We start from the raw sequence: 21,354 nt of genomic DNA on the forward strand, positions 1-21,354 counted from the left end.
AAGTAACAACATCTTTAACCAACCGTTAAAGATGCTGTTATTTCTCTCTTTATTATTTTCCTAAGATTAAAGCAGCAAATGCTAAACCTTCTAATAAAGCCGCGATAATAATCATCGCAGTTTGAATTTTACCAGCAGCTTCTGGCTGACGAGCAATAGCGTCCATAGCAGATCCACCGATTTTACCTAAACCTAAACCTGCACCGATTACTACTAAACCAGCACCTACTAAAGTTGGAATTGTTCCCATAACTATTTATATATATAAAATTAAACTTCTAAAATTAAATAATCGCAGTTTCGTCTTCATGGTGGTGAGCGTGATCATGATCTTGAACAGCCATACCAATAAACAATGATGATAACATTGTGAAGATAAACGCTTGTAAAAATGCAACCAAAATTTCAATAACAGAGATAAACAAAGTTAATCCTAATGAGATTGGTAAATCTGCTGCTAAATTTTTTCCAACAAAGATCATTGCAATTAAACTCATAATTACTACGTGACCTGCAGTAATGTTTGCATACAAACGAATTAATAATGCGAATGGTTTTGTTAATGTTCCTAAAATCTCAATTGGAGCTAAGATAATTTTCATTGGAACTGGAACTCCTGGCATCCAGAAGATGTGTCCCCAATAATCTTTGTTTGCACTAAATTGAGTGATGATAAACGTAAATGCTGCTAAACAAACTGTAATAGCAATATTTCCTGTTACGTTGATTCCTAGTGGAGTCATTCCCAATAAATTTAAAATCCAAACAAAGAAAAATACAGTTAATAGGTAACCCATATATTTACGGTATTTTTTCTCTCCAATATTTGGAACTGCGATTTCGTCTCTAATGAAAATTACTAGTGGTTCTAAAACTCTACCAAATCCTGTTGGGATCGGTCCTTTTTTATATGATTTTGCTAAACCAGTAAACATGAAGAACAATAATACTGATACGAAAAGCATTGAAACAACATTTTTAGTAATTGAAAAGTCTAATGGTTTTTCGTTTGATGGATGACCGTGCTCATCAAGTGTAACTGTTCCGGCAGCATCTGTTTTGTAAATTTTACCATGAACTAATTTGTAGTAGCTACCATCAACTTCTGCAACTGTTTCTCCGAAGTGGAATTTTGAAGAAGAGAAAACTTTTAATCCACCATCAATTAAAATAACTGGTAATGAAAAACCGTAGTGCTTATTTTCTTTTTCATCTTGAAAGAAAACAAAGTCATGAGAATCTTGTAAGTGGTGATCAATAAATGCATCAACTTTTGCCTTAGGATCTAGAGCAACATGCTCTCCTTCTTCGTGAGCATTATGTGAAACTACTTTCTCTTCGTGAGTCGTTTCAGTTTGAACATGCGTCGAATCATTCTCTTGATTTGCAAAACCCATAATAGGTAGAGAAGCTACAAAAGCTGCAAGAATAAAGCTGAGTGGTTTGTTTGAAATCACCATATCGTGGAAAATCTTATTTTTTTACGTTTCTAAAATTTGGTGCAAAGGTACATTTTTTATTAATATTCAAAAGGATATGAAAAATTATTTTTAAACCTTGTTTTAAAGAATTGTTATTTTAACGCTTTCCATTTAATAATCGGACAGTTAAAAGCGTCTGAAATAACAAAAACAGCACAAAAGTTATAAAAAAACTAACTTTTTCAACATCACTTTCTCCGGTTTTGTTTTTTAAGATTGGTTGAAGAGCTAAATAGGCTAATAACATTTGTGTAAAAGTTCCGAACAGAAATGCCATTCCGACAATTTCAAAATTCTTCTTTTTTACTACTAATAATATAAGGTATAATAAAGACGAAATTGCGAAGAAAGAAAAATACAGTAATTCTAAACTGTAATGAAAGTTCTCCATGCTAATTTCACTAAAGAAAAAAACTGCTTTATGAATAATATATGTTCCTAAAGCAAGACATAACAAATAAAAAAACGGTTTGTAATTTTTTGTAAGCATTCGAAATAATTTTTTGCACAAAGATGCAACTTTTATCTCAAGACGTTTTTATTTATAAACTACTTTGTTTTATTGATATCATTTACTTGTCGGATTACATTGTATAATGCAACTCCAACACCGGCTAATACAAAAATGGTGTTATAATATACTTTTGGACTTGGGTGTTTCTCGTCGAGCCAGGTTCCAAAATAGGAAAATACAAAAATGATTACTCCCATTTGAAAGGGAATATTAATAAATGCCAACCATTTATTTCTTCTATCATTATTCGGTTCCTTTTCCATCTTCTAGCATGATTACAGGATTTGAATGGGCAAGCATGGTACAGGTTGCTGTGAAGTCGGCTCCTGGTTCTATCGAAAGTTTTCCTACTGCCACTTCTCCGTGAATTTGAGCAGTCGATTTAATATTAAGGGTTTCCAGAACTTTTATCTTTCCGTGAAATTCTCCTTCAATATCAGCATTATTACAAATTATTTCTCCTTTAACGGCTCCTTTGGCCCCAATCACAATTTTGCCCTGAGAAGTAAAATTTCCAATCAATTCGCCGTCTAATCTAAAATCGGCTTTAGAGACTATATCTCCTACTATTGATGTTCCTTCAACAATTCTATTTGTTTTTCCTAATTGTTCAGTTCCATTTTTTTTTACTTTTTCAAACATGGCGGTTAAGATTTAAGGGGTTTTGGGGGCCAAGTATGCGTCCAAATTCTTTTTGATCTGAACGATCTTGTAATTATCATTTGATATTATTATTGCTTGATCTGGGATTTTATATTTCTTATCATCTCTGAAAACTCCTGCAATATCATTTGCATAAGCTTCAGATTTTAAACCATGAATAACTACAAAACTTTCTGTTTTATTGTATTTATCCAAAGATGTTGTCAATCTTTCGTAGTTTTCAACTAATAAAAACACTCTAATTGCTTCTTCGATTCTTTTAACCGCTTTTGTATCACTATTAGAAACACGATATGCAATTTTCCAATTTTTAGTGTCTGTCGTTGTAAAATTAAGTTTCTCTAAAACAGGAACTTGTTTCTCTAGAATTTCTCTAGCATTTCTACCTTCCTCACTATTCGGATAGTTGTCTGCCACATTCTCAAGTCCTTTTTTATAAGCATCTAAACCATATACTTTTCCTAACGTGTTCGCTTTTAGCAATTCGTATTTAGAAACAATATCATCGCCAGAATATTGGTTAATTAGATTGTCAATATTGGCTAAAACTTCATCAAATTTTTCTTCTTCAAAAAGTTTATACCATTTTTGATATTCTTTGTCCGGACTAGAATTTGAATTGTCTTCTTTATTATTTAAGATGTGGGCATATCTCGAATCTGGATATTTCGAAGAAATCTCTGCTTTCATGGCTTCTGCTTTTGCAGGATCTGTAATTTGATAAATTTTATACAAATTATACATAGATGGCAATACCAGTTTTTCTTCAGGATTATTCTGAAGTAATTGTTCTAGTTTATCGCTGGCCAAATTATATTCTTTAAACTTCTCCTTATATATAAGACCTAACTGGTAATATGAAAAATTACGTTCTTTACCAATACTGTCCATCGCTGCTTGCGAAGTTGGAAGCTGTTTTACATAATATTCTACAGTATATTTTTCTTGTACTATTGTATCATTCAATGCATTGGCAACTTCTTTGGTAGCAATTGTATCATTCATTGCATCATTATTGGCTCCTTTTATTCCAGCCAATCTCCAGTTTCCACCCATAGTTCTGCTGCCCCACATTTTTTTAAACTGCAGTTTTCCATAAGCAACAGTTGTCGGATTATAAAAATAGAATGTACTTGCATTGTCATTTCCGCCTGGAGGCATTCCAATTCCTTCTGTTTCAACTGGTTTACCTAAAGAATTAGGATTAACTGCTTCGTTTCCTGAAATTTCCGACTGAGAATTTCGATCGATATTGGCTAATCGTTCTTTTTCTTTTTCCTCAAAAAGTCTTTTCGCTTCGTCTTTCTTTTTAAGTTCGGCTATATAATTTTCGAAATAATCTTTCTTTTCATTTGGCGGCAGATTGTATACTTTAATAATACTATCGTTGCGTTTTGCAATAGCTTCGTATTTTATTACGTCATCAAGATTCTTTCTGTTTTTTTCTATAAAAGCAAATTCTCGAGTTTTAGGATCTAACTTTACCAAAGTACTGTCGTAATACTTCGCTGCCATCGAATAATCTGTGTTTTTAAAATACATGTTTCCAATGTTTCTGTAAGCAGAAGCCATCAAATATGGGTCTTTTGATTTTCTTCCTAACGATTTATTGTAGAACAACAATGCATTTTCTTGGTCTTTATTTTTCTCAAAGAAAACTCCCATTTCATAAAACAAAAGGTCATAATATGGACGGTTCTCTCTATCTTCTACCAGTTTATTGTAGGCTTCAATAAACATATTCTTATCGCCATTTTCATAATCAAACATCTGTGCTTTTTTCGCGTAAGCGTGCATCATATACTTACGATCTGCTTTTCTGTTTAAATCAATTACGGCATTATAAAAATAAATGGCGCTGTCACGCTGTCCTTCTGCCTGATACATCTGGCCAAGGATAAAACGATATCTCGCACGTTCTTCGTTACTTTTAGTAAATTGCTCCGCAACTTTAAGTTTAGTAACGGCGCTATCTTTTTGTTCTAAATTTAGATAAGCTTCTGCCAAAAGCGCATTTGCATCTGCATAAGTCTGCTTATCTAAATCTGTTTTTTTAAGTAATATTTTTATGTTTTTAAGAGCAATTGCATCATTACCTAAACGCATATTGGTTTTCTCGCGCCAGATTTTTGCTGTATAAATATTATTGCTTTCTGGATACTTGTATAAAATATAATTGAAAGCCTCAATTGCCGGAATAAAACGCTGATCATAGTATCTTGCTTTCCCAAGCATAAGATACGCTTCATCCATCTGCCAGTTTCTTTCTCTTCCTCCAATATTCATAGAGTGCTTTTGAATGGCTTTTGTAGCTTTTGTTTCTGCCAGTTCAAAATCTGGGTTTTTAGCTTTTTCGCCTTCAGAAAAATTTTCATCAAACTGCATTTTTTCAATTGGCAGCAGTTTCCAAAAATTATCTTCATTATTGGCCTGAATAGATTTTAAGCCTTTATCTAGGCCAATTCCCCCATTATAAAGAATATTATATTTTGTCCCAATCGAGTGAGAACTTCGAGCCAAAAAAGTATTTTTTTTGGTAGAACAAGCTATCAAAAAGAATAAAAAAATGGGAATAAAACTATATTTAAGAGTATTCTTTTTCAATAGAAAAGAGTTTAAAACACATAACTACTAAAAACCAATTTTAGTATAATCACTTGTAAAAATACGCTTCTTTTTGAAATATAGAAATTCTTACACAGCAAAAAATAATTCTAGTTCTTGTAAGGTCTCTTTTGAGGTCTGAATATCTTTAACAATTTCTCCTTTATTTAGAGCTACAATTCGATCACAAACCTCCACCGTATGCTGTAAATCGTGACTTGAGACCAAAACTGTTACATTTGGATCATCTGCTAATTCTCTGATTATTTTTTTTAATCGGCTAACTGTTGTTGGATCTAAATTTGCAAAAGGTTCGTCTAAAATTACAACTTCAGGATTACCAATAAGTGTGGCAATAATACCCACTTTTTTCTGATTTCCTTTAGAAAGGTCGCGAAGGTATTTTTTGTTCTTTAAAATTTCTCCGTTAAAAAACTCTTCGTGTTTTGCTAACAATGCATCAATATCTGCCTTGTTCTGATTGCGTAAATCGCCAATAAAATAAAAGTATTCTTCTGGAGTTAAATATCCGATAAGGAAATTTTCATCTAAAAATGATCCCGTGAAAGATTTCCAATTCTCACTTGCATTTACTTGAATATCATTACTTTTTATATGTCCGGTTGAAGGTTGGATTAGATCTAAAAGCAAACTGAAGAAAGTTGTTTTTCCTGCTCCATTATTTCCTACCAACCCGAAACTTTGTCCTTTTGGAATTTCTAGATCACTAATATTTAAAACTGTTGTTCCGTTGTATGTTTTTGAAAGCTGATTTACTTGTATCATGGTAATTGTTGATTTTAGATTAATTATCTAATTGACTCCTTTTCTAATTAATTCTTTTGTTTGTATGCACTAATCGTACTGTATTTCTCAATTTTGTATCTTTTTTCGATTAGAGAAAATACTTTTTCTTTGAAGATAAATCCTAAAATTCCTGCTCCGGCTACCAAGCTTAACGCCACGGTTTTATCTGCAAAATGTAATCCGAGCCAATACAATACTAAAGGCAGAAATATTTTTGGCAAAGACAAAAGCATCGAATTCACATTAAAGGCTTTTTTATCTCCAAAAGCTCCACCGGCGTTACTCAAATCAATTGGAGTTTTTGTAAAAGCTCCGCCTAAAAGCACCAAATGAGAATTGACTCCGATATTATAAATCGCTCCAACGACAATAGTTAAATATACTTCCCATCCATACAAAAGATAAAAAGAAGCCAAAATGGTAGAAATAAAAGTAGCAATTACAATAAGCCACCATTTTGCGGTAATGTAACCTCTATACGGAATATTTTGCGTCATCATTAATTGATAATACGAACTGTCCCAGCTTGGCACAAACTGTCCAAAGACAAATAGAAATCCTCCTGAAACAAATATTCCAGCAAAAATTTGCATAGCAGGCGGCTGGTGCGTATTTCCGAAAAAAATCAATCCATAGAATAAAAAGATCACACTCATAACTATGGTGGTTTTTGACCTTTTGTTTCTTTTGATAAGTTTTATGTCGTTTTTAAGAAAAGTCCCCAAAGTACCAAATTGATTCAGCCAAGTCAGATTTTCTGTTGACGCCACGTCATGTTTTATAGAAAGGCCTGCATCTAGGTATAAATTCTTTTCGAAGTATTTAAAAGTAAAAATATAAAGTCCGATTAATATTAAAATCGGAATTAAAAACACTCCGTCAATATCATAGAAATTTTGAAAAAGTGGAGTTGTGAATAGAGTAATATCAAATAACTTATAATATTGTGCACCTCCTAAAACTACTATCAATACTACAAATACAGCAAATAATCTGTCAATATTGCTCAAGATAATATTCAGGAAATTATTAATGTATATCATGGCCATTATTCCTAAATGCCAGAAAATAATTTCAACAACATCATATCCGTTCAAAATTAATACAACAGAAAACGGAATAAAAAATAAAGCATGTACCCAGTTAAAAAAAGACAAAGCCGTTTTGCCCAAAGAAAAATGAACAATTGTTGGTTTCTTAAAAGGGAGAACCAATAACGGTTTAATATTTAAAACAGGTATTGACTGCAATAACAATCGAATTATTAAATCTAAAAGAAAATAGTAAAAAAGAAACTTATTGACTGTTACTAATGGTTCCAATTTCATATCCTTTAGAACATAAAATGCCCCAACGCCCATTGCGACAAAAATTAATGAAAAATAGATCATCAAAAAACCTATTATAATTTTCATTGTCAGGTTTTTACCGAATGATGCCGACCTAATAAAAGCCTTCCATTCGAGGTAAATAAACTTCTTAATCATGGTTTATGGTTTTAATATTTTTGTAGTAAGAGACCAAATGTAGGAAAACGTTACAAAAAAAGTTAAAAAAAATAATTTCGTGCTAAACTTTTAATAGTGGTTTGCTACTTTTGCATAAAAATTCTATCATGCCTTCATTCTTAAAACTTATAATTAAAGAGGTTAAACGTGAGACTGCAGATGCTGTTTCTATTCTTTTTAATGTTCCCGAAGAACTAAAATCTGACTATAATTTTATAGCAGGTCAATATATAAATTTAAAGCTAACTCTTGATAACCAAGAAATTAGACGTGCTTATTCTATTTGCTCTGCACCAGACAGTGGCGAATTAAGAATTGCCGTAAAAGCCGTAAAAAATGGTCTTTTTTCTCAGTTTGCCAATACGACACTAAAAGCAGGAGATGTTCTTGAAGTAGGTCATCCAGAAGGTAAATTTACTTTTGAACCAGATGCTGAAAGACAAAAAAACTACGCTGCATTTGCTGCAGGAAGCGGAATTACTCCAGTTCTTTCTATTATAAAGTCGGTTTTAAAAAATGAACCAAAAAGTTCATTTGTATTGGTTTACGGAAACAAAACTCCTGAAAGTACAATCTTTCATCAGGAACTTCACGATTTACAATTACAATATGTAGGCAGATTTTTTGTGCATAATGTGTACAGCCAGGCAAAAGCTGAAAATGCTTTATTTGGAAGAATTGAAAAGTCGGCTGTAAATTTTGTTTTAAACAACAAACACAAAGAACTTCAATTTGATAAGTTTTTCCTTTGCGGACCAGAAGACATGATCAATACAGTTTCTAATGTTTTGAAAGAGAAAAATGTAAAAGAATCTGCTATCAAATTTGAGTTGTTTACCTCTTCTTCTGAAGAACATGCAATTCAGGGTTCGCAGGAAGGCCATACAAAAATTACTGTTTTGGTAGACGATGAAGAAACTACTTTTGAGATGTCTAAAAAACAAACAATTCTAGATGCTGCTCTAAAACAAGGCGTGGATGCTCCTTATTCTTGCCAAGGCGGAATTTGCAGCAGCTGTTTAGGACGCGTTACAAAAGGAACTGCCGAAATGACGAAAAATTCTATTTTAACAGACAGCGAAATTGCTGAAGGTTTAATTTTAACTTGTCAGGCGCATCCAACATCAGAAACTATTTATATTGATTACGACGACGTCTAGTCTATAAAATTCCAATATCAAAAATTCCAAATTCCAACCTAACAATTGGTGTTTGGAATTTTTTTTGTTTAATTGCATTTCTGCTCTTTGTTAAAATTTAAAACTTTGACAAAGATGTAACTTGGAATTTGGAATTTAAAAATTGAAAATTAATTGTTTATGAAATCTGTACGAGAAATTTTTAGAAACAAAGAATATCTTCTGGACGAACCAGAAGTTATGAAGCTGGTTGATTACTGTGAAGAACTTCAAGACGAAATTGTTGAATTTAAATTTCAAAAAACGGACAATAAAGAACTTGCTTTACTTGATATGATCAAAGAAGTTATAAAAGGATGTGATGCCATTGAAAGAGAACAAATGGAACATGAACGATATGGTTATGACGCACCCAATTACCAAGAAACCATCGCAAATCTAAAAAGCTATATTTATCGTCGCTGCCGTGATGAGAAGATTTGGCTGTAATTGAAATAAAAGCAAAAATTTATCGAAATATTGCCGATTTTTCATTAAATTAGAGGTATGATTATAGTAATCTCAATCTCATCGCTTGAGAATTTGCAGAGCTAAATCAAATTTGTCAAACATTTAAAACATTAAATATCATGACAGCTCACGTACAGCACTTTCATTTATATCTAATCATTATGTTGGTTGTAACTGCCTCGCTATGCGTTCTGGCAGTTGTTATAAAAATGAAAAACAAAAAAGGTCCCAAGTTGCTCGAAAGAGAAAAATACAATTCGACTTTGACCGAAAAAATGGTAGAAGTAAAAAAAACAGATTCGAATATCTTCAATATCTGGCCTTATGTAAGTAAACTTAAGTCGGCTAGAATTTTATCTAAAAAAATTAAAGACAACGACTTAATTTATAAAATTTACAGAGATTCATCCGATAAATTCGAACATATTCTATTGTCAACCGAAGACAAAAATAACTTTGTCTCCATTATAGTAAACAAAAAAAGAAAAAAAACTATCGGATATTCTTTTCTCGACGCTAATGAAAGATATGTTTTAAATAAAAATATTGCTTAAAGATTTTTATTAGCAAATATCCCGGCGGGGATAAAATATTTATAGAATCTCAATAAAACTAATGAAAAAAGCTCCGGCGGAGCGACATATTATAAAAAAACATGTCGCTCCGCCGGAGCTTTTATTTTGTGGATACATTCTTTGTTATAAATATCTCGCTTCTCCGAAGCTTACAAAAAAGCTCTTTTTTAGTCTTTCATTAAAGCTGCTCTACAACTTTGTCAACAACCTGTTGCGGTAAAATTGTCCTCATAGCATCCTCATAACCTTCAACAACTTTATTGCCATAAACGGAAGTCGGTAATTTTGGATATTGATTTCGGTCTGAAGTCAGTGCATTTTCTAAACTTTGGTTGAATGGCAAAAATCCAGCGTACGGATGTGTTGCACCCCAAAGCGTAATGACTTTTACGCCAAGCATTGCTGCAATATGCGCGTTTCCAGAATCCATAGAAAGCATGACATCAAGATTGCTTATCAATTGTAATTCCTGCTGAAATTTGATTTTTCCAGCCATATTTATTACATTTTCAAAAGGCTCAGAAATTGAATCCAAAATTTCAATTTCTTTCTTTCCTCCGCCAAAAAGCAAAATTTTATATGATGAATTTTCAGCCAATTTTGCAATTACTTCTTTCATCAAATCCAGAGGATAAACCTTAGAATCGTATTGAGCAAAAGGAGCAATTCCTATAAGTTTTTGATTTTCATTTCCGATAATTTGTACAATATCAGAACTTAAAACTGCTTTTTCAGGGAATGTTGAATTCGATAAATTTAACGGAAAACCAAGTTCTTCAAATACTTTTACGTGTCTTTCGAACATCGTTGGCAATTGTTTGAAAATCTTGTTCTCTTCACGCGTTAATTCTTTTTTTCCTTCTCTTCCTTTATCTACGGTTGCTCTTTTTTTTCCGCTTAAAGCGAAAAGCAAACCCACAACTTTAGATCGTAAAACATTATGAAGATCGGCAAAAGCATCAATCTTCAGTTTTTTTACATCTTTAAACAAGCGTAAAAGCCCCGCAAATCCTTTATGTCTTTCTTTTTCATCAAAAGCAAAAAAATCCAAATTCGGAATTCCGTCAAAAAAGGGTTTGAAAAATGGACGAGAAATCACGGTTAGTTTTACCGTTGGATATTGTTTTACAAAAACGCGTAAAACAGGAACCGTCATGGCGACATCTCCCATTGCGGATAGTCTCATGACGGCTATATGCTTAATTTTGCTAGACAAGTCTGCCAAATTATTATTTTTTATTTTGATATAAAACTGGATTCAAATCATCATCATTGTACATTTTCATTTGTTTGTACACTTTCATGAATTTATCTCCATTTTCGATATCTGTCAATAATTCTTCAATTGCTGTAGATAAGTCTGTTCTTTGCTCTAAAAGAATATTTAATTTTTCCTGACATTTATCTCTGTGTTCCTGAGAAGCTTCAGCACGATTTGCTTCTTCATGCATATGATAAATTTTTAAAGCCAAGATTGACAATCTATCAAAAGCCCATGCTGGACTTTCAGAATTGATTTTTGCTCCGTCTTTTACTTTTACATTACTGTATTTTTGTAAAAAGTAGCTATCTATATATTCCACCATATCAGTACGTTCCTGATTTGATGCGTCAATTCTTCTTTTTAAAGTTAATGCCGCAACTGGATCAATCTGTGGATCACGAATAATATCTTCAAAATGCCATTGAACAGTATCAATCCAATTTTTTAGATATAACAAATGCTCGAACTTATCTTTTGGATAAGGATTATTGATCGGCTGATCTACATTATCAAACTGATGATAATCTTTAATGCTTTGCTCGAAAACAGAATATGCTAATTTTGAAAACATGTCTTTATTTTTTTATAGATACAAAGATACTTTTTATACTTTTATGCTGCGAAGAAAAGGAATTATTTTTCGTTTCATCATTATATCTCTAAATAAATTACAATTTCATCATGAAAATTCATTATATCTCTGAAAATAACAGCGTTTTAAATCATTTCTTAGGACAAATTAGAAATGTAAATGTTCAAAATGACAGTATGCGTTTTCGTAGAAATATTGAACGCATTGGAGAAATTATGGCTTATGAGCTGAGCAAAATTTTACCTTATAAAAAGGTTGATATCCAAACCCCTCTTGGAATTAAGAAGACTACAGAAATTGACACGGATTTGGTCTTATGTCCTATTTTACGGGCTGGATTACCGCTTCATAATGGTTTTTTAAATTATTTTGATCATGCCGAAAACAGCTTTGTTTCTGCCTGCAGATTTCACCCAAATAATGATGACGAATTTGAAATTCGTGTTGAATATCAAGCTATTTCAGATCTAAATAATAAAACTGTTTTGCTTCTTGACCCGATGCTAGCTACAGGACAATCAATTGTAGCTGTTCATAAAAAGCTAATCGAGAATGCTACTCCAAAAGAAATACACATTGTTGTTGTTATCGCTGCTCCTGAAGGAATAGCTTATCTTGACAAAAATCTTCCTGAAAACTGTCATTTATGGGTAGCGTCTCTAGACGAAAAACTAAATGAGAAAAACTACATCGTTCCTGGTCTTGGCGATGCTGGTGATCTTGCTTACGGAAGCAAATTATAACTGAGAGAAAAAAGTAAATAAACTACACACAATCAGCGTATAATAAACAATTTCGTTATTAAGTTTCTGTTGCATATATTCTACATGGCTCGTTGCCATAATACTTAATGGTGCAATACTAAACAATAATAAATCGTTGCTTTTGTTTGGCGAAATGATGAAAACAAAGACTGCTATAAAAAAACAAGCTACTACTTTCTTATATGAAGAATGTACAATTTGAGGTCTGTTTGACAAGGTCATTAACATCGAAGTAACAAAAAACAAGGCTACTGCTGTATATATCGAAAGTGCGGCATTTTCGTAATTATTCTTAAAATAATCAATTCTAAAATCGATTACAGCTCTTTCCTGAATAAAAGCTACTGCATCAAAATTTAAAATTAATGATGTCATATAGAATAAAATTGTTACGGCCAAAAGTGCTATAAATGGCAAAACCCAGTTTCTATAATCTCTTGAAACGTGAAAAACAATAGATATGTAAACCAATATTAAGAAGAGAATACTCCAAAATTGAAATAAAGAAGCTACAAAAATCCAAAACGCAGCATCAAATATTTTTTCTTTTGAAGCTTTTAGAGATTGCAGTGAAATTAATCTTCGAAGTGCCAATAAAATGAAAAAATTGGCATAGATAATATTTGAGTTATTAAATATGGTCGGAAAAAATAAAATAAACAACAAGTAAAAAAGTATCGCGTAACCATTGTCTTTACTGAGTCCATTCTTTTTTACAATGAAATTAATCATAAAAAAAGAGGCCAAAATAAAGCATAACAAACTTACTTTTTGAAAAGCCAAAAAATAAGAAGTAACCCAAGAAGGGTCTTTAATTTGGAACATAAAAAAGAAAACCAGTATTAAAATTACAACCAATGAATAATTTAATGGCGTAGATTTTTTAAAAACACTTGTTATCATAAGGATATTTTATACTTTTGTGATTGTAAAGATAATACTTGTTTAAAAGGAAAAACCTAACAAGTAGAAAAAAGATTTGGTTTACCGAATTTTATCTTCAAGGCATTACACAACAATAAATAACATATAATTTTTAAAATTATGACAGCTTTTTTTGAAGGAATTCAATACCTATTTGTTAACATTTTGTTTGCTCCTCTTGACTTCTTACGTCGTTTGGAATTAATTACATGGTTTGGTGCAAACACTATTAACTGGATTTTCATGATCATCTGCTCATGCGCAATCGTTTATTGGATTAAACAATTACGTATTTTTGATGACGCTGGAACAGAAAACCAAGATACAACGGCTCATTCATTTTTAAAATAAAAAATCAAACCCTTTAATTAAAAAGGGCTTGTGAATTTATTTTTAGATTAAATCGAAACCGATATCTTTTCTAAAATACATCTTATCAAAGCTTAGTTTATCTATGTTTTGGTAAGATTTTTTTATAGCCTCTTGGAAATTATCTCCATAAGAAGTTACAGCAATTACACGTCCTCCATTAGTAACGACATTTCCGTTATCTAATTTTGTTCCTGCATGAAAAACTATAGAATCCTCAATATTTTCTAAGCCAGAAATTACTTTTCCTTTTTCAAAATCTTCAGGATATCCGCCAGAAACAACCATTACAGTCGTAGCGCTTCTTGGATCAACTTCTAAATTAAAGTCTCCTAATTTTTGATCAGCAACAGACAAGAACAATTCTACTAAATCTGATTTCAATCTAGGAACCACAACTTCTGTTTCAGGATCTCCCATTCTAACATTATATTCAATAACTATTGGTTCTCCTTTTACATTGATTAAACCGATAAATACGAAACCTTTGTATTCGATTCCGTCTTTTTGGAAACCTTCGATTGTTGGTTTTACGATACGAGTTTCAATTTTTTCCATCAAAACTGCATCTACATAAGGAACTGGAGAAACCGCTCCCATTCCGCCTGTATTTAAACCTGTATCTCCTTCTCCAATTCTTTTATAATCTTTTGCAGTTGGAAGAATTTTATAACTTTTTCCGTCTGTTAAAACAAAACAGCTTAATTCTATTCCGTCCAAGAATTCTTCAATAACCACTTTTGCACTTGCTGTTCCGAATTTTGCATGAACTAGCATGTTTCTTAATTCTGTTTTTGCTTCTTCAAGATCCTGAATAATCAAAACACCTTTTCCTGCTGCTAAACCGTCTGCTTTTAAAACGTATGGAGGTTGTAGCGTTTCAAGAAACTTACATCCTTCTTCAACTGTTTCGGCAGTAAAACTGTCATAAGCTGCTGTTGGAATATTATGTTTCATCAAGAATTCTTTTGCAAATTCTTTACTTCCTTCCAATTGCGCACCTAATTTTGATGGTCCGATAACTGGAATATCTTTTAAACTTTCGTCGTTTTTAAAATAATCATAAATACCTTTTACCAACGGATCTTCAGGTCCTACGACTACTAAACTTATTTTTTCTTTAAGTACTAATGCTTTTACTGCTTCAAAATCTGTTGCAGATATTGCCACGTTTTCAGCAATTGCAGCCGTTCCTGCATTTCCAGGCACTACGAAAAGTTTTTCGCAAAGTGGACTTTGAGTCATTTTCCATGCAAAAGCATGCTCTCTTCCGCCTGATCCCAATAGTAAAATTGTCATGTGTTGTTGTATTATTAGTTGTGATGCAAAAATAATTGCTTTTGAACGTAAAAAATAATTAATTCTTAAAAACTTCGTGATTCTTGATTGTTAGTAATTGGTAAATATTATTTTTGACGAAAATTATACCAAAAAATGATTCGTCTTTTTGATCTTTCGCTCAAACTAAACGGTTTTCCAATTAAGGAAGCCAAAGCCGAATTGGATCAAATTGTTCATTTTTCTGAAGAAGAATTTGCTTTGTTTCTTCAAAACAAAAAAACAGAAATTGTTGATTTTCATTTAAAAAACAACTCATTTTATAAAGAGTTAGCAGGAAATGCGATCGCACAAAATTGGGAAAATCTTCCTATTTTAAATAAACATAATTTACAAAAACCATTAGAAGAAAGACTTTCAAAAGGTTATACAAAAAAATCTGTTTACCTCAACAAAACGTCTGGATCTAGCGGAACTCCTTTTGTTTTTGCAAAAGACAAATATTCTCATGCTTTAACTTGGGCTTCCAATATTATGCGTTTTGGTTGGTTTGGAATTGATTTTAATCATTCGTATCAAGCACGTTTTTATGGTATTCCGATGGATTTTATTGGATACCAAAAAGAACGTTTAAAAGATTTTTTGAGTCATCGTTTTCGTTTTCCAGTCTTTGATTTGTCTGATAACGTTTTAGAAAAATTTCTGAAAAAATTCAAAACTAAAAAATTTGCTTACATTAACGGATACACAAGCTCAATTGTGCTTTTCGCTAAGTTTTTAGAACATAAAAATATCATTTTAAAAGAAGTCTGTCCGACTTTAAAAGCTTGTTTTGTTACTTCGGAAATGCTTTTTGAAACAGATAAAAAACTCTTAGAAAAACAATTCGGAATTCCAATTATCAGCGAATATGGTGCATCTGAATTGGATTTAATTGCCTTTGAAAATCCGCAAGGTGAATGGCAAGTGAATTCTGAAACCCTTTTTGTAGAAATTTTAGATGAAAATAATAATCCTGTTCCACATGGAACAGAGGGAAAAATTGTGATTACTTCCTTATTCAATAAAGCAAATCCTTTTATAAGGTATGAAATTGGCGACATTGGTATTATAGACGAAAAAAGCACTCCGCAAAAACCAATTCTTAAAAAGTTGATTGGTAGAACAAATGACGTTGCAATTCTTCCAAGCGGAAAAAAATCACCAGGTTTGACCTTTTATTATGTAACCAAAAGTATTATTGAAGATGATGGAAACGTAAAAGAATTTATCATCAAACAAACCAAAATTGATACTTTTGAAATTGAATATGTTGCTGAAAAAGAATTAGTTTCAGAACAAATTCAAAAAATAAAAGAAGCCATCGATTTGTATTTAGAACCGAATTTAAACTTCACTTTTACAAGAAAAACCGTTTTAGAAAGAACCAATCGCGGGAAACTAAAACAATTTAAATCGTATTTATAAATATGAATAAAATCTTACATTTGTTTTTTTCAATTAAAAACTTATGACAGATCAATCTTTACTTTCTGAAGAAACAATTTCTAATAAAATATATTTTATTCGCGGTCAAAAAGTGATGCTGGATCGTGATTTGGCAATTCTGTATGGAATAGAAACTAAAGTTCTAAAACAATCTGTAAAAAGAAATTTGTCTAGATTTCCTGAAGATTTTATGTTTGAACTGGATAAATCAGAGTTTGAAAATTGGAGGTCACAATTTGTGACCTCCAATTCTGATAAGATTGGTTTACGATATGCACCAATGGCTTTTACTGAACATGGTGTTATGATGCTTTCAAGTGTTCTAAAAAGCGACAAAGCTATTCAAACCAATATTCAAATCATGCGTATTTTCACGAAAGTGAGGCAAATGCTTTTAGATACAACCGAAATTAAAGTTGATATTATGCAGATTCAGAAGAAATTAGAAAATCATGATAAAAATATTGAATTGGTATTTTCTTATTTAGATGAATTGACCGAGAAGAAAGAAAATGAATCTGAAAGAGTGAAGATTGGCTATAAAAAATAGCTTTCTAAGGTCACAAATTGTGACATCGAGTTTGTGATTAACTTTTAGAATAAGGCTTGAAAATTAGATTAAAATTGTCAAAAACATAGCCAGTGGTTTCAACCACTCGACACCATAAATTTCCGCAATACGTTTCCCACGGTTGAAACCGTGGGCTATGTTTTGAATAAGATATAGATAAAATTAGAGGTCACAAATTGTGACCTCCAATTCTAAACGAAATTCTTTAAGGTCGCAATTTGCGACCTTGAAACTTGAAGTCGCAATTTGCGACATCAAGTTGAATTTTAAACCTTCTTTATAAATTTTGGTTTGATAATCAATTGAGTAAACAAAAACCTCATCATTAATAAAACAGAAAAAACTAAATTATATCCATGAAAATCGCGATAAACTCCAAAATTATGTTTGATCAATTTAAACTTTGAAGAGGAAATAGAATCTTTTCTGATTCTATAAAAAGCGAGACTTTCTGGAACTGCTTTTGCCGTTTGTATTTGTTTTAGAATTGTAAGCCATATTCTCCAATCTTGCCTTTTCTCAGAAGATTCTAATTTGATTTTTCCGAAATATTCTGCATCATAAATAGCAGTAAGATTACCCACGTAATTGCAAAAAAACAATTCTTTATACGTTAAAGGATTTGGAGATTCGACTCTTCTGTTTAAGCTATTTCCTTCTTCATCAATCGAATCGTAATAACTAAAAGTAAATGGCTGATTATTTGCTTTTAAAAACTGAATCTGTTTTTCCAATTTATCCGAAAACCATACGTCATCAGCATCGAGATAGGCAATGTATTTTCCGGAAGCTTTTTCTAAAGCTTCATTTCGGGCAAAACCATTTCCGCAATTTTTGGATAGTTTGAATAATTTTATTCTGCTATCATCTTGGGCAAATTCTTCTATAATAGAAACTGTTCCATCTGTAGAAGCATCATCAACCAAAATCATTTCCCAGTTTTGATAGGTCTGATTTTGAACTGATTCTATAGTTGCTCTAATGAACGTTTCAGTATTGTATGTTGGTGTTAAAATAGATACTAAATCGTTCATTAGATTTATTATTCTTTCAGAATCTTAATTTATTTTATATAGCTTGAAAAATCTTTGTGTTCTTCTTTAGCCAGTTCTTCAGGAGATAAAGATTTGAAATACTCATATGTGATTTTCATTCCTTCTGCACGGTTAACTTTTGCTTCCCATCCTAACAATTCTTTTGCCTTTGTAGTATCTGGCTGACGCTGTAAAGGATCGTTTATTGGCAATGGATGATAAACCACTTTCTGGTTTGTTCCTGTCAATTTAATGATTTCTTCCGCAAAATCTTTAATCGTGATTTCGTCTGGATTTCCAATGTTTACTGGATAAACGTAATCTGAATGCAACAATCTGTAAATCCCCTCAACTTGATCGTCTACATAACAAAAAGAGCGCGTCTGCATTCCATCACCAAAAATCGTTAAATCTTCGCCACGTAAAGCCTGACCAATAAAAGCAGGAATTACACGTCCGTCGTTCAGTCGCATTCTTGGTCCGTAAGTATTAAAAATACGCACGATTCTGGTTTCTACGCCGTGAAAAGTATGGTAAGCCATTGTGATCGATTCCTGAAAACGCTTTGCTTCGTCGTAAACACCACGTGGACCAATTGTATTTACGTTTCCGTAATATTCTTCGGTCTGAGGATGCACTAAAGGATCTCCGTAAACCTCAGAAGTCGATGCAATCAAAATTCTTGCTTTTTTAACTCTCGCTAATCCTAATAAATTGTGTGTTCCTAAAGAACCTACTTTTAAAGTCTGGATTGGAATTTTTAAATAATCAATCGGACTTGCCGGCGAGGCAAAATGCAATATATAATCCAAATCGCCCGGAACATGTACAAATTTGGTAATATCATGATGATAAAACTCGAAATTTTCAAGTTTGAATAAATGTTCAATATTCTTAAGATCTCCCGTGATTAAGTTATCCATTCCGATTACAAAGTAACCTTCTTTGATAAATCTATCACATAAGTGTGATCCTAAAAATCCTGCCGCTCCAGTTATAAGTATTCTTTTCATGATATTTATTTAACATCGCAAATGTAACTGATTTGAAAATTATTTTCAGTTATCTTTCGTATTTATGTTGCTTTTAAAGACTCTTGATGTTCCTTATATTTTATTTCTACAAATTCTTTCATTTCTTTTTCAAATCGCTGCTTTGAAAAAGAAATAGAATGTTTGCGTATTATTTTGGGGTCAAAATTTTTAGTTCCAAAATGAATTACTGCTTCTTTAATTTTCTGAGCAGATTGTTCATCGAAGAAAATTCCTGTTTCGTTATCAACAACAGTTTCCATCGTCCCTCCTTTGGATAAAGCAATAACAGGAGTTCCACAAGCTTGAGCTTCAACAGGTATTATACCGAAATCTTCTTCTGCGGCAAAAACAAATGCTTTTGCTTTCTGCATTAAACTTCTCAGATTTTTATTATCAACAAAACCAACAAATTCTATATTGTTTTTGGCTATTTTTTGAAGTTTTTCTAATTCTGGCCCGTCTCCAGCAACTATTAATTTTAAATTGGGCAGTTCATTAAAAGCTTCCACAATAAGCTGTGTTTTTTTATACGGAACCAGCCTTGAAGCTGTTAAATAATAATCTTCTTTAACTTCTTCTAAACTAAAAAAATCAACATCAACAGGCGGATAAATTACTGTCGATTCTTTCTTATATGATTTTTTAATTCGTTTGGCAATATGCTTCGAATTGGCAATAAAATAATCTACATTTTCTGAATTAGAAAGATCCCATTTCTGGATTTTATTTAAGACCGATTTTGCATACAATCCTTTTAAACCTTTGGTTAATCCGGCATCTTTTAAATATTGCTCTCTTAGATCCCAAGCATAACGCATTGGCGAATGGCAATAACAAATATGAAGCTGATTTTTTTCTACTTTTATCCCTTTTGCTACTGCAGATGAAGAACTGATTATCAGATCATAATCGCTTAAATCAAACTGTTCTATCGCAATTGGAAATAACTGTAAAAATTTACGATGGTTTTTCTTTACTGTAGGTAGTTTTTGAATAAAGCTGGTTTTGGCTTTTTTACCATTCAAAATAAACTTTCGATCTTCATCGTTCAAAAAGTCAATTAATGCAAAATGGTCAAAATCGTTCCAAATTGAGTTTATAGAATGAATCACTTTTTCGGCTCCTCCATTTACATAATACCAATCGCTAATAAGGGCTTTTTTCATTTTTATTGCATTATTTTTCTCGTAAGATAATACACGTAATAGGCATTTTTGCCAAAAGTGATATTTAAAAAATATAAAGTTTTCGGAATCCAATGATCGAACAAATCTAATTTTTTTAATTCAGATTTGAGCTCTTTTAAAGTTTCTTTCGAAACCCCGACATTCATTTCAAAAACATGAAAAGACTGTCTGACCATTAATTCTCTTCGCAATTCTTCACGAATTTCAATATTATATAAATTACCAACCTCTTTTCCGATGTCTAAAACTCCTTTCCACATGGAGGCTCTTCCTTTGGCAGAATAAGATCCAGGAATATGAAGATTTCCATCTTTTTCAGAATCTCCAAATAATGGTGGATTTCCTGCTCTCCCTCCCACTGAAGGATTTGCTAGATAACCAATTCCAGTCGTACAGAAAGCGTTTGCCGCAAGATAAATTTGGTAAAATAAAGTTCCATCGTATTTATCTGTAGCTAGTTTTTTTGCCCATTCTTTATTAATAACTAATCCTCCAACAAAACCACACATTCTGAAAATTAGTTTCGCAGAATCATTTTTTCCGATAATAGCTTCCGTTGACAAAATTCTAGAAATTCCGAGTGGTTTATTTATATCTTTTTCAAAACGAATGAACGGTCTCGAAATCATAGCAATTGATTCATTTCTTTTACAAAAATTGTCAATTTCATTTAAACCGTTTTTCAAAAATAAATCATCGTTACCAATTAATATCACCCATTTGCAAAGCGCTAAATCAATTAGTTTTCGAATATTTGCATCGTATCCTAAGTTTTTTTCATTTTCTATATAAGAAAGAATTACATTTTTGGTGTTAAAAATAGTATGATACTTTTCTACAATAGCCCGTATTGCATTTCTTTCTTTAGAAAAATCTTCGCAAATTATAATTTCGTTTGGCAGCATATCCATTTCATAAATAGATTCTAATAAATCTTTAAATTCATTTGGCCTGCCGTAAGCGGGAATTGCGATACTATATCCTTGCGTCATTTTTATATTAAAAAAACTTACATTTTCTGATTTTATCAAAAATATAATTTTAATTT

At 31.8% G+C, this 21,354-nt stretch carries 23 protein-coding genes; 7 read left to right on the plus strand and 16 right to left on the minus strand.

The window, feature by feature from the left end; translation table 11 throughout:
* Window positions 1–52: 52 nt before the first annotated feature.
* The 8 genes from atpE to RB618_RS05265 all read right to left on the minus strand — a co-directional run bounded on the left by atpE (window position 53) and on the right by RB618_RS05265 (window position 7,556).
* On the minus strand, window positions 53–250 hold the full coding sequence (atpE, locus tag RB618_RS05230) for an ATP synthase F0 subunit C (protein WP_008465835.1): 198 nt from the start codon (window positions 248–250) through the stop codon (window positions 53–55).
* Between the two features lie 34 nt (window positions 251–284).
* Window positions 285–1,460 carry a F0F1 ATP synthase subunit A gene (gene atpB / locus RB618_RS05235; protein WP_308067791.1) on the minus strand — a complete coding sequence of 392 codons (1,176 nt, stop codon included), beginning with the start codon at window positions 1,458–1,460 and terminating at the stop codon, window positions 285–287.
* Between the two features lie 118 nt (window positions 1,461–1,578).
* Entirely contained in the window at window positions 1,579–1,971 is a 393-nt protein-coding gene (locus RB618_RS05240) for a hypothetical protein (protein ID WP_308067792.1), read from the minus strand.
* A gap of 59 nt (window positions 1,972–2,030) precedes the next feature.
* Entirely contained in the window at window positions 2,031–2,258 is a 228-nt protein-coding gene (locus RB618_RS05245) for an AtpZ/AtpI family protein (RefSeq protein WP_111368381.1), read from the minus strand.
* Entirely contained in the window at window positions 2,239–2,637 is a 399-nt protein-coding gene (locus RB618_RS05250) for a polymer-forming cytoskeletal protein (protein WP_201999196.1), read from the minus strand. Before RB618_RS05250 ends, RB618_RS05245 begins: the two co-directional genes overlap by 20 nt.
* 12 nt (window positions 2,638–2,649) lie before the next feature.
* Complete coding sequence (locus RB618_RS05255) at window positions 2,650–5,262, minus strand: tetratricopeptide repeat protein (protein ID WP_308067793.1); 2,613 nt, start codon at window positions 5,260–5,262, stop codon at window positions 2,650–2,652.
* A gap of 90 nt (window positions 5,263–5,352) precedes the next feature.
* Entirely contained in the window at window positions 5,353–6,048 is a 696-nt protein-coding gene (locus RB618_RS05260) for an ABC transporter ATP-binding protein (RefSeq protein WP_308067794.1), read from the minus strand.
* A gap of 47 nt (window positions 6,049–6,095) precedes the next feature.
* Window positions 6,096–7,556 carry a DUF5687 family protein gene (locus tag RB618_RS05265; protein WP_308067795.1) on the minus strand — a complete coding sequence of 487 codons (1,461 nt, stop codon included), beginning with the start codon at window positions 7,554–7,556 and terminating at the stop codon, window positions 6,096–6,098.
* A 128-nt stretch (window positions 7,557–7,684) separates the two neighbouring features.
* On the opposite strand from RB618_RS05265, the gene RB618_RS05270 reads away from it, so the two are divergent.
* The 3 genes from RB618_RS05270 (at window position 7,685) to RB618_RS05280 (ending at window position 9,780) form a co-directional block, all read left to right on the plus strand.
* Entirely contained in the window at window positions 7,685–8,737 is a 1,053-nt protein-coding gene (locus RB618_RS05270) for a 2Fe-2S iron-sulfur cluster-binding protein (RefSeq protein WP_308067796.1), read from the plus strand.
* A 159-nt stretch (window positions 8,738–8,896) separates the two neighbouring features.
* Window positions 8,897–9,205 (plus strand): hypothetical protein, encoded by a 309-nt coding sequence (locus RB618_RS05275; RefSeq protein ID WP_308067797.1) that lies wholly within the window; start codon window positions 8,897–8,899, stop codon window positions 9,203–9,205.
* Window positions 9,206–9,345: 140 nt separating this feature from the next.
* Window positions 9,346–9,780, plus strand: coding sequence for a hypothetical protein (locus RB618_RS05280; RefSeq protein ID WP_308067798.1), 435 nt, complete (start codon window positions 9,346–9,348; stop codon window positions 9,778–9,780).
* 199 nt (window positions 9,781–9,979) lie between these two features.
* Here the strand turns inward: RB618_RS05280 and RB618_RS05285 are convergent, their stop codons facing one another.
* Window positions 9,980–10,987 carry a glycosyltransferase family 9 protein gene (locus RB618_RS05285; protein ID WP_308067799.1) on the minus strand — a complete coding sequence of 336 codons (1,008 nt, stop codon included), beginning with the start codon at window positions 10,985–10,987 and terminating at the stop codon, window positions 9,980–9,982.
* A 43-nt stretch (window positions 10,988–11,030) separates the two neighbouring features.
* Window positions 11,031–11,636 carry a DUF4254 domain-containing protein gene (locus RB618_RS05290; protein ID WP_095930592.1) on the minus strand — a complete coding sequence of 202 codons (606 nt, stop codon included), beginning with the start codon at window positions 11,634–11,636 and terminating at the stop codon, window positions 11,031–11,033.
* Between the two features lie 110 nt (window positions 11,637–11,746).
* On the opposite strand from RB618_RS05290, the gene upp reads away from it, so the two are divergent.
* Complete coding sequence (gene upp, locus RB618_RS05295) at window positions 11,747–12,400, plus strand: uracil phosphoribosyltransferase (RefSeq protein ID WP_308067800.1); 654 nt, start codon at window positions 11,747–11,749, stop codon at window positions 12,398–12,400.
* On the opposite strand, the gene RB618_RS05300 is transcribed toward upp, so the two are convergent.
* Complete coding sequence (locus RB618_RS05300) at window positions 12,395–13,324, minus strand: DUF6427 family protein (RefSeq protein WP_308067801.1); 930 nt, start codon at window positions 13,322–13,324, stop codon at window positions 12,395–12,397. The genes upp and RB618_RS05300 overlap by 6 nt on opposite strands.
* A 141-nt stretch (window positions 13,325–13,465) precedes the next feature.
* On the opposite strand from RB618_RS05300, the gene RB618_RS05305 reads away from it, so the two are divergent.
* Entirely contained in the window at window positions 13,466–13,696 is a 231-nt protein-coding gene (locus RB618_RS05305; RefSeq protein WP_031453858.1) for a hypothetical protein, read from the plus strand.
* A gap of 42 nt (window positions 13,697–13,738) precedes the next feature.
* Here the strand turns inward: RB618_RS05305 and purD are convergent, their stop codons facing one another.
* Window positions 13,739–15,013, minus strand: a complete 1,275-nt coding sequence (gene purD / locus RB618_RS05310) for a phosphoribosylamine--glycine ligase (RefSeq protein WP_308067802.1) — start codon at window positions 15,011–15,013, stop codon at window positions 13,739–13,741.
* 135 nt (window positions 15,014–15,148) lie between these two features.
* Here purD and RB618_RS05315 point away from each other — a divergent pair, with 135 nt between their 5' ends.
* On the plus strand, window positions 15,149–16,459 hold the full coding sequence (locus RB618_RS05315; RefSeq protein WP_308067803.1) for a phenylacetate--CoA ligase family protein: 1,311 nt from the start codon (window positions 15,149–15,151) through the stop codon (window positions 16,457–16,459).
* A gap of 43 nt (window positions 16,460–16,502) precedes the next feature.
* Complete coding sequence (locus tag RB618_RS05320; protein ID WP_308067804.1) at window positions 16,503–17,030, plus strand: ORF6N domain-containing protein; 528 nt, start codon at window positions 16,503–16,505, stop codon at window positions 17,028–17,030.
* Between the two features lie 287 nt (window positions 17,031–17,317).
* Here the strand turns inward: RB618_RS05320 and RB618_RS05325 are convergent, their stop codons facing one another.
* The 4 genes from RB618_RS05325 to RB618_RS05340 form a co-directional block, all read right to left on the minus strand.
* Window positions 17,318–18,085: a glycosyltransferase family 2 protein gene (locus RB618_RS05325; RefSeq protein WP_308067805.1), complete on the minus strand. Its 768-nt coding sequence runs from the start codon at window positions 18,083–18,085 to the stop codon at window positions 17,318–17,320.
* 29 nt (window positions 18,086–18,114) lie between these two features.
* Window positions 18,115–19,098 (minus strand): UDP-glucuronic acid decarboxylase family protein, encoded by a 984-nt coding sequence (locus RB618_RS05330; protein ID WP_177211503.1) that lies wholly within the window; start codon window positions 19,096–19,098, stop codon window positions 18,115–18,117.
* A gap of 62 nt (window positions 19,099–19,160) precedes the next feature.
* Window positions 19,161–20,285: a glycosyltransferase gene (locus RB618_RS05335; protein ID WP_308067806.1), complete on the minus strand. Its 1,125-nt coding sequence runs from the start codon at window positions 20,283–20,285 to the stop codon at window positions 19,161–19,163.
* A 2-nt stretch (window positions 20,286–20,287) separates the two neighbouring features.
* Window positions 20,288–21,337 carry a glycosyltransferase gene (locus RB618_RS05340; RefSeq protein ID WP_308067807.1) on the minus strand — a complete coding sequence of 350 codons (1,050 nt, stop codon included), beginning with the start codon at window positions 21,335–21,337 and terminating at the stop codon, window positions 20,288–20,290.
* Between the last annotated feature and the right edge of the window lie 17 nt (window positions 21,338–21,354).

This window comes from Flavobacterium sp. LHD-85 (assembly GCF_030929595.1).
In the GTDB taxonomy this organism is placed as follows: Bacteria; Bacteroidota; Bacteroidia; order Flavobacteriales; family Flavobacteriaceae; genus Flavobacterium.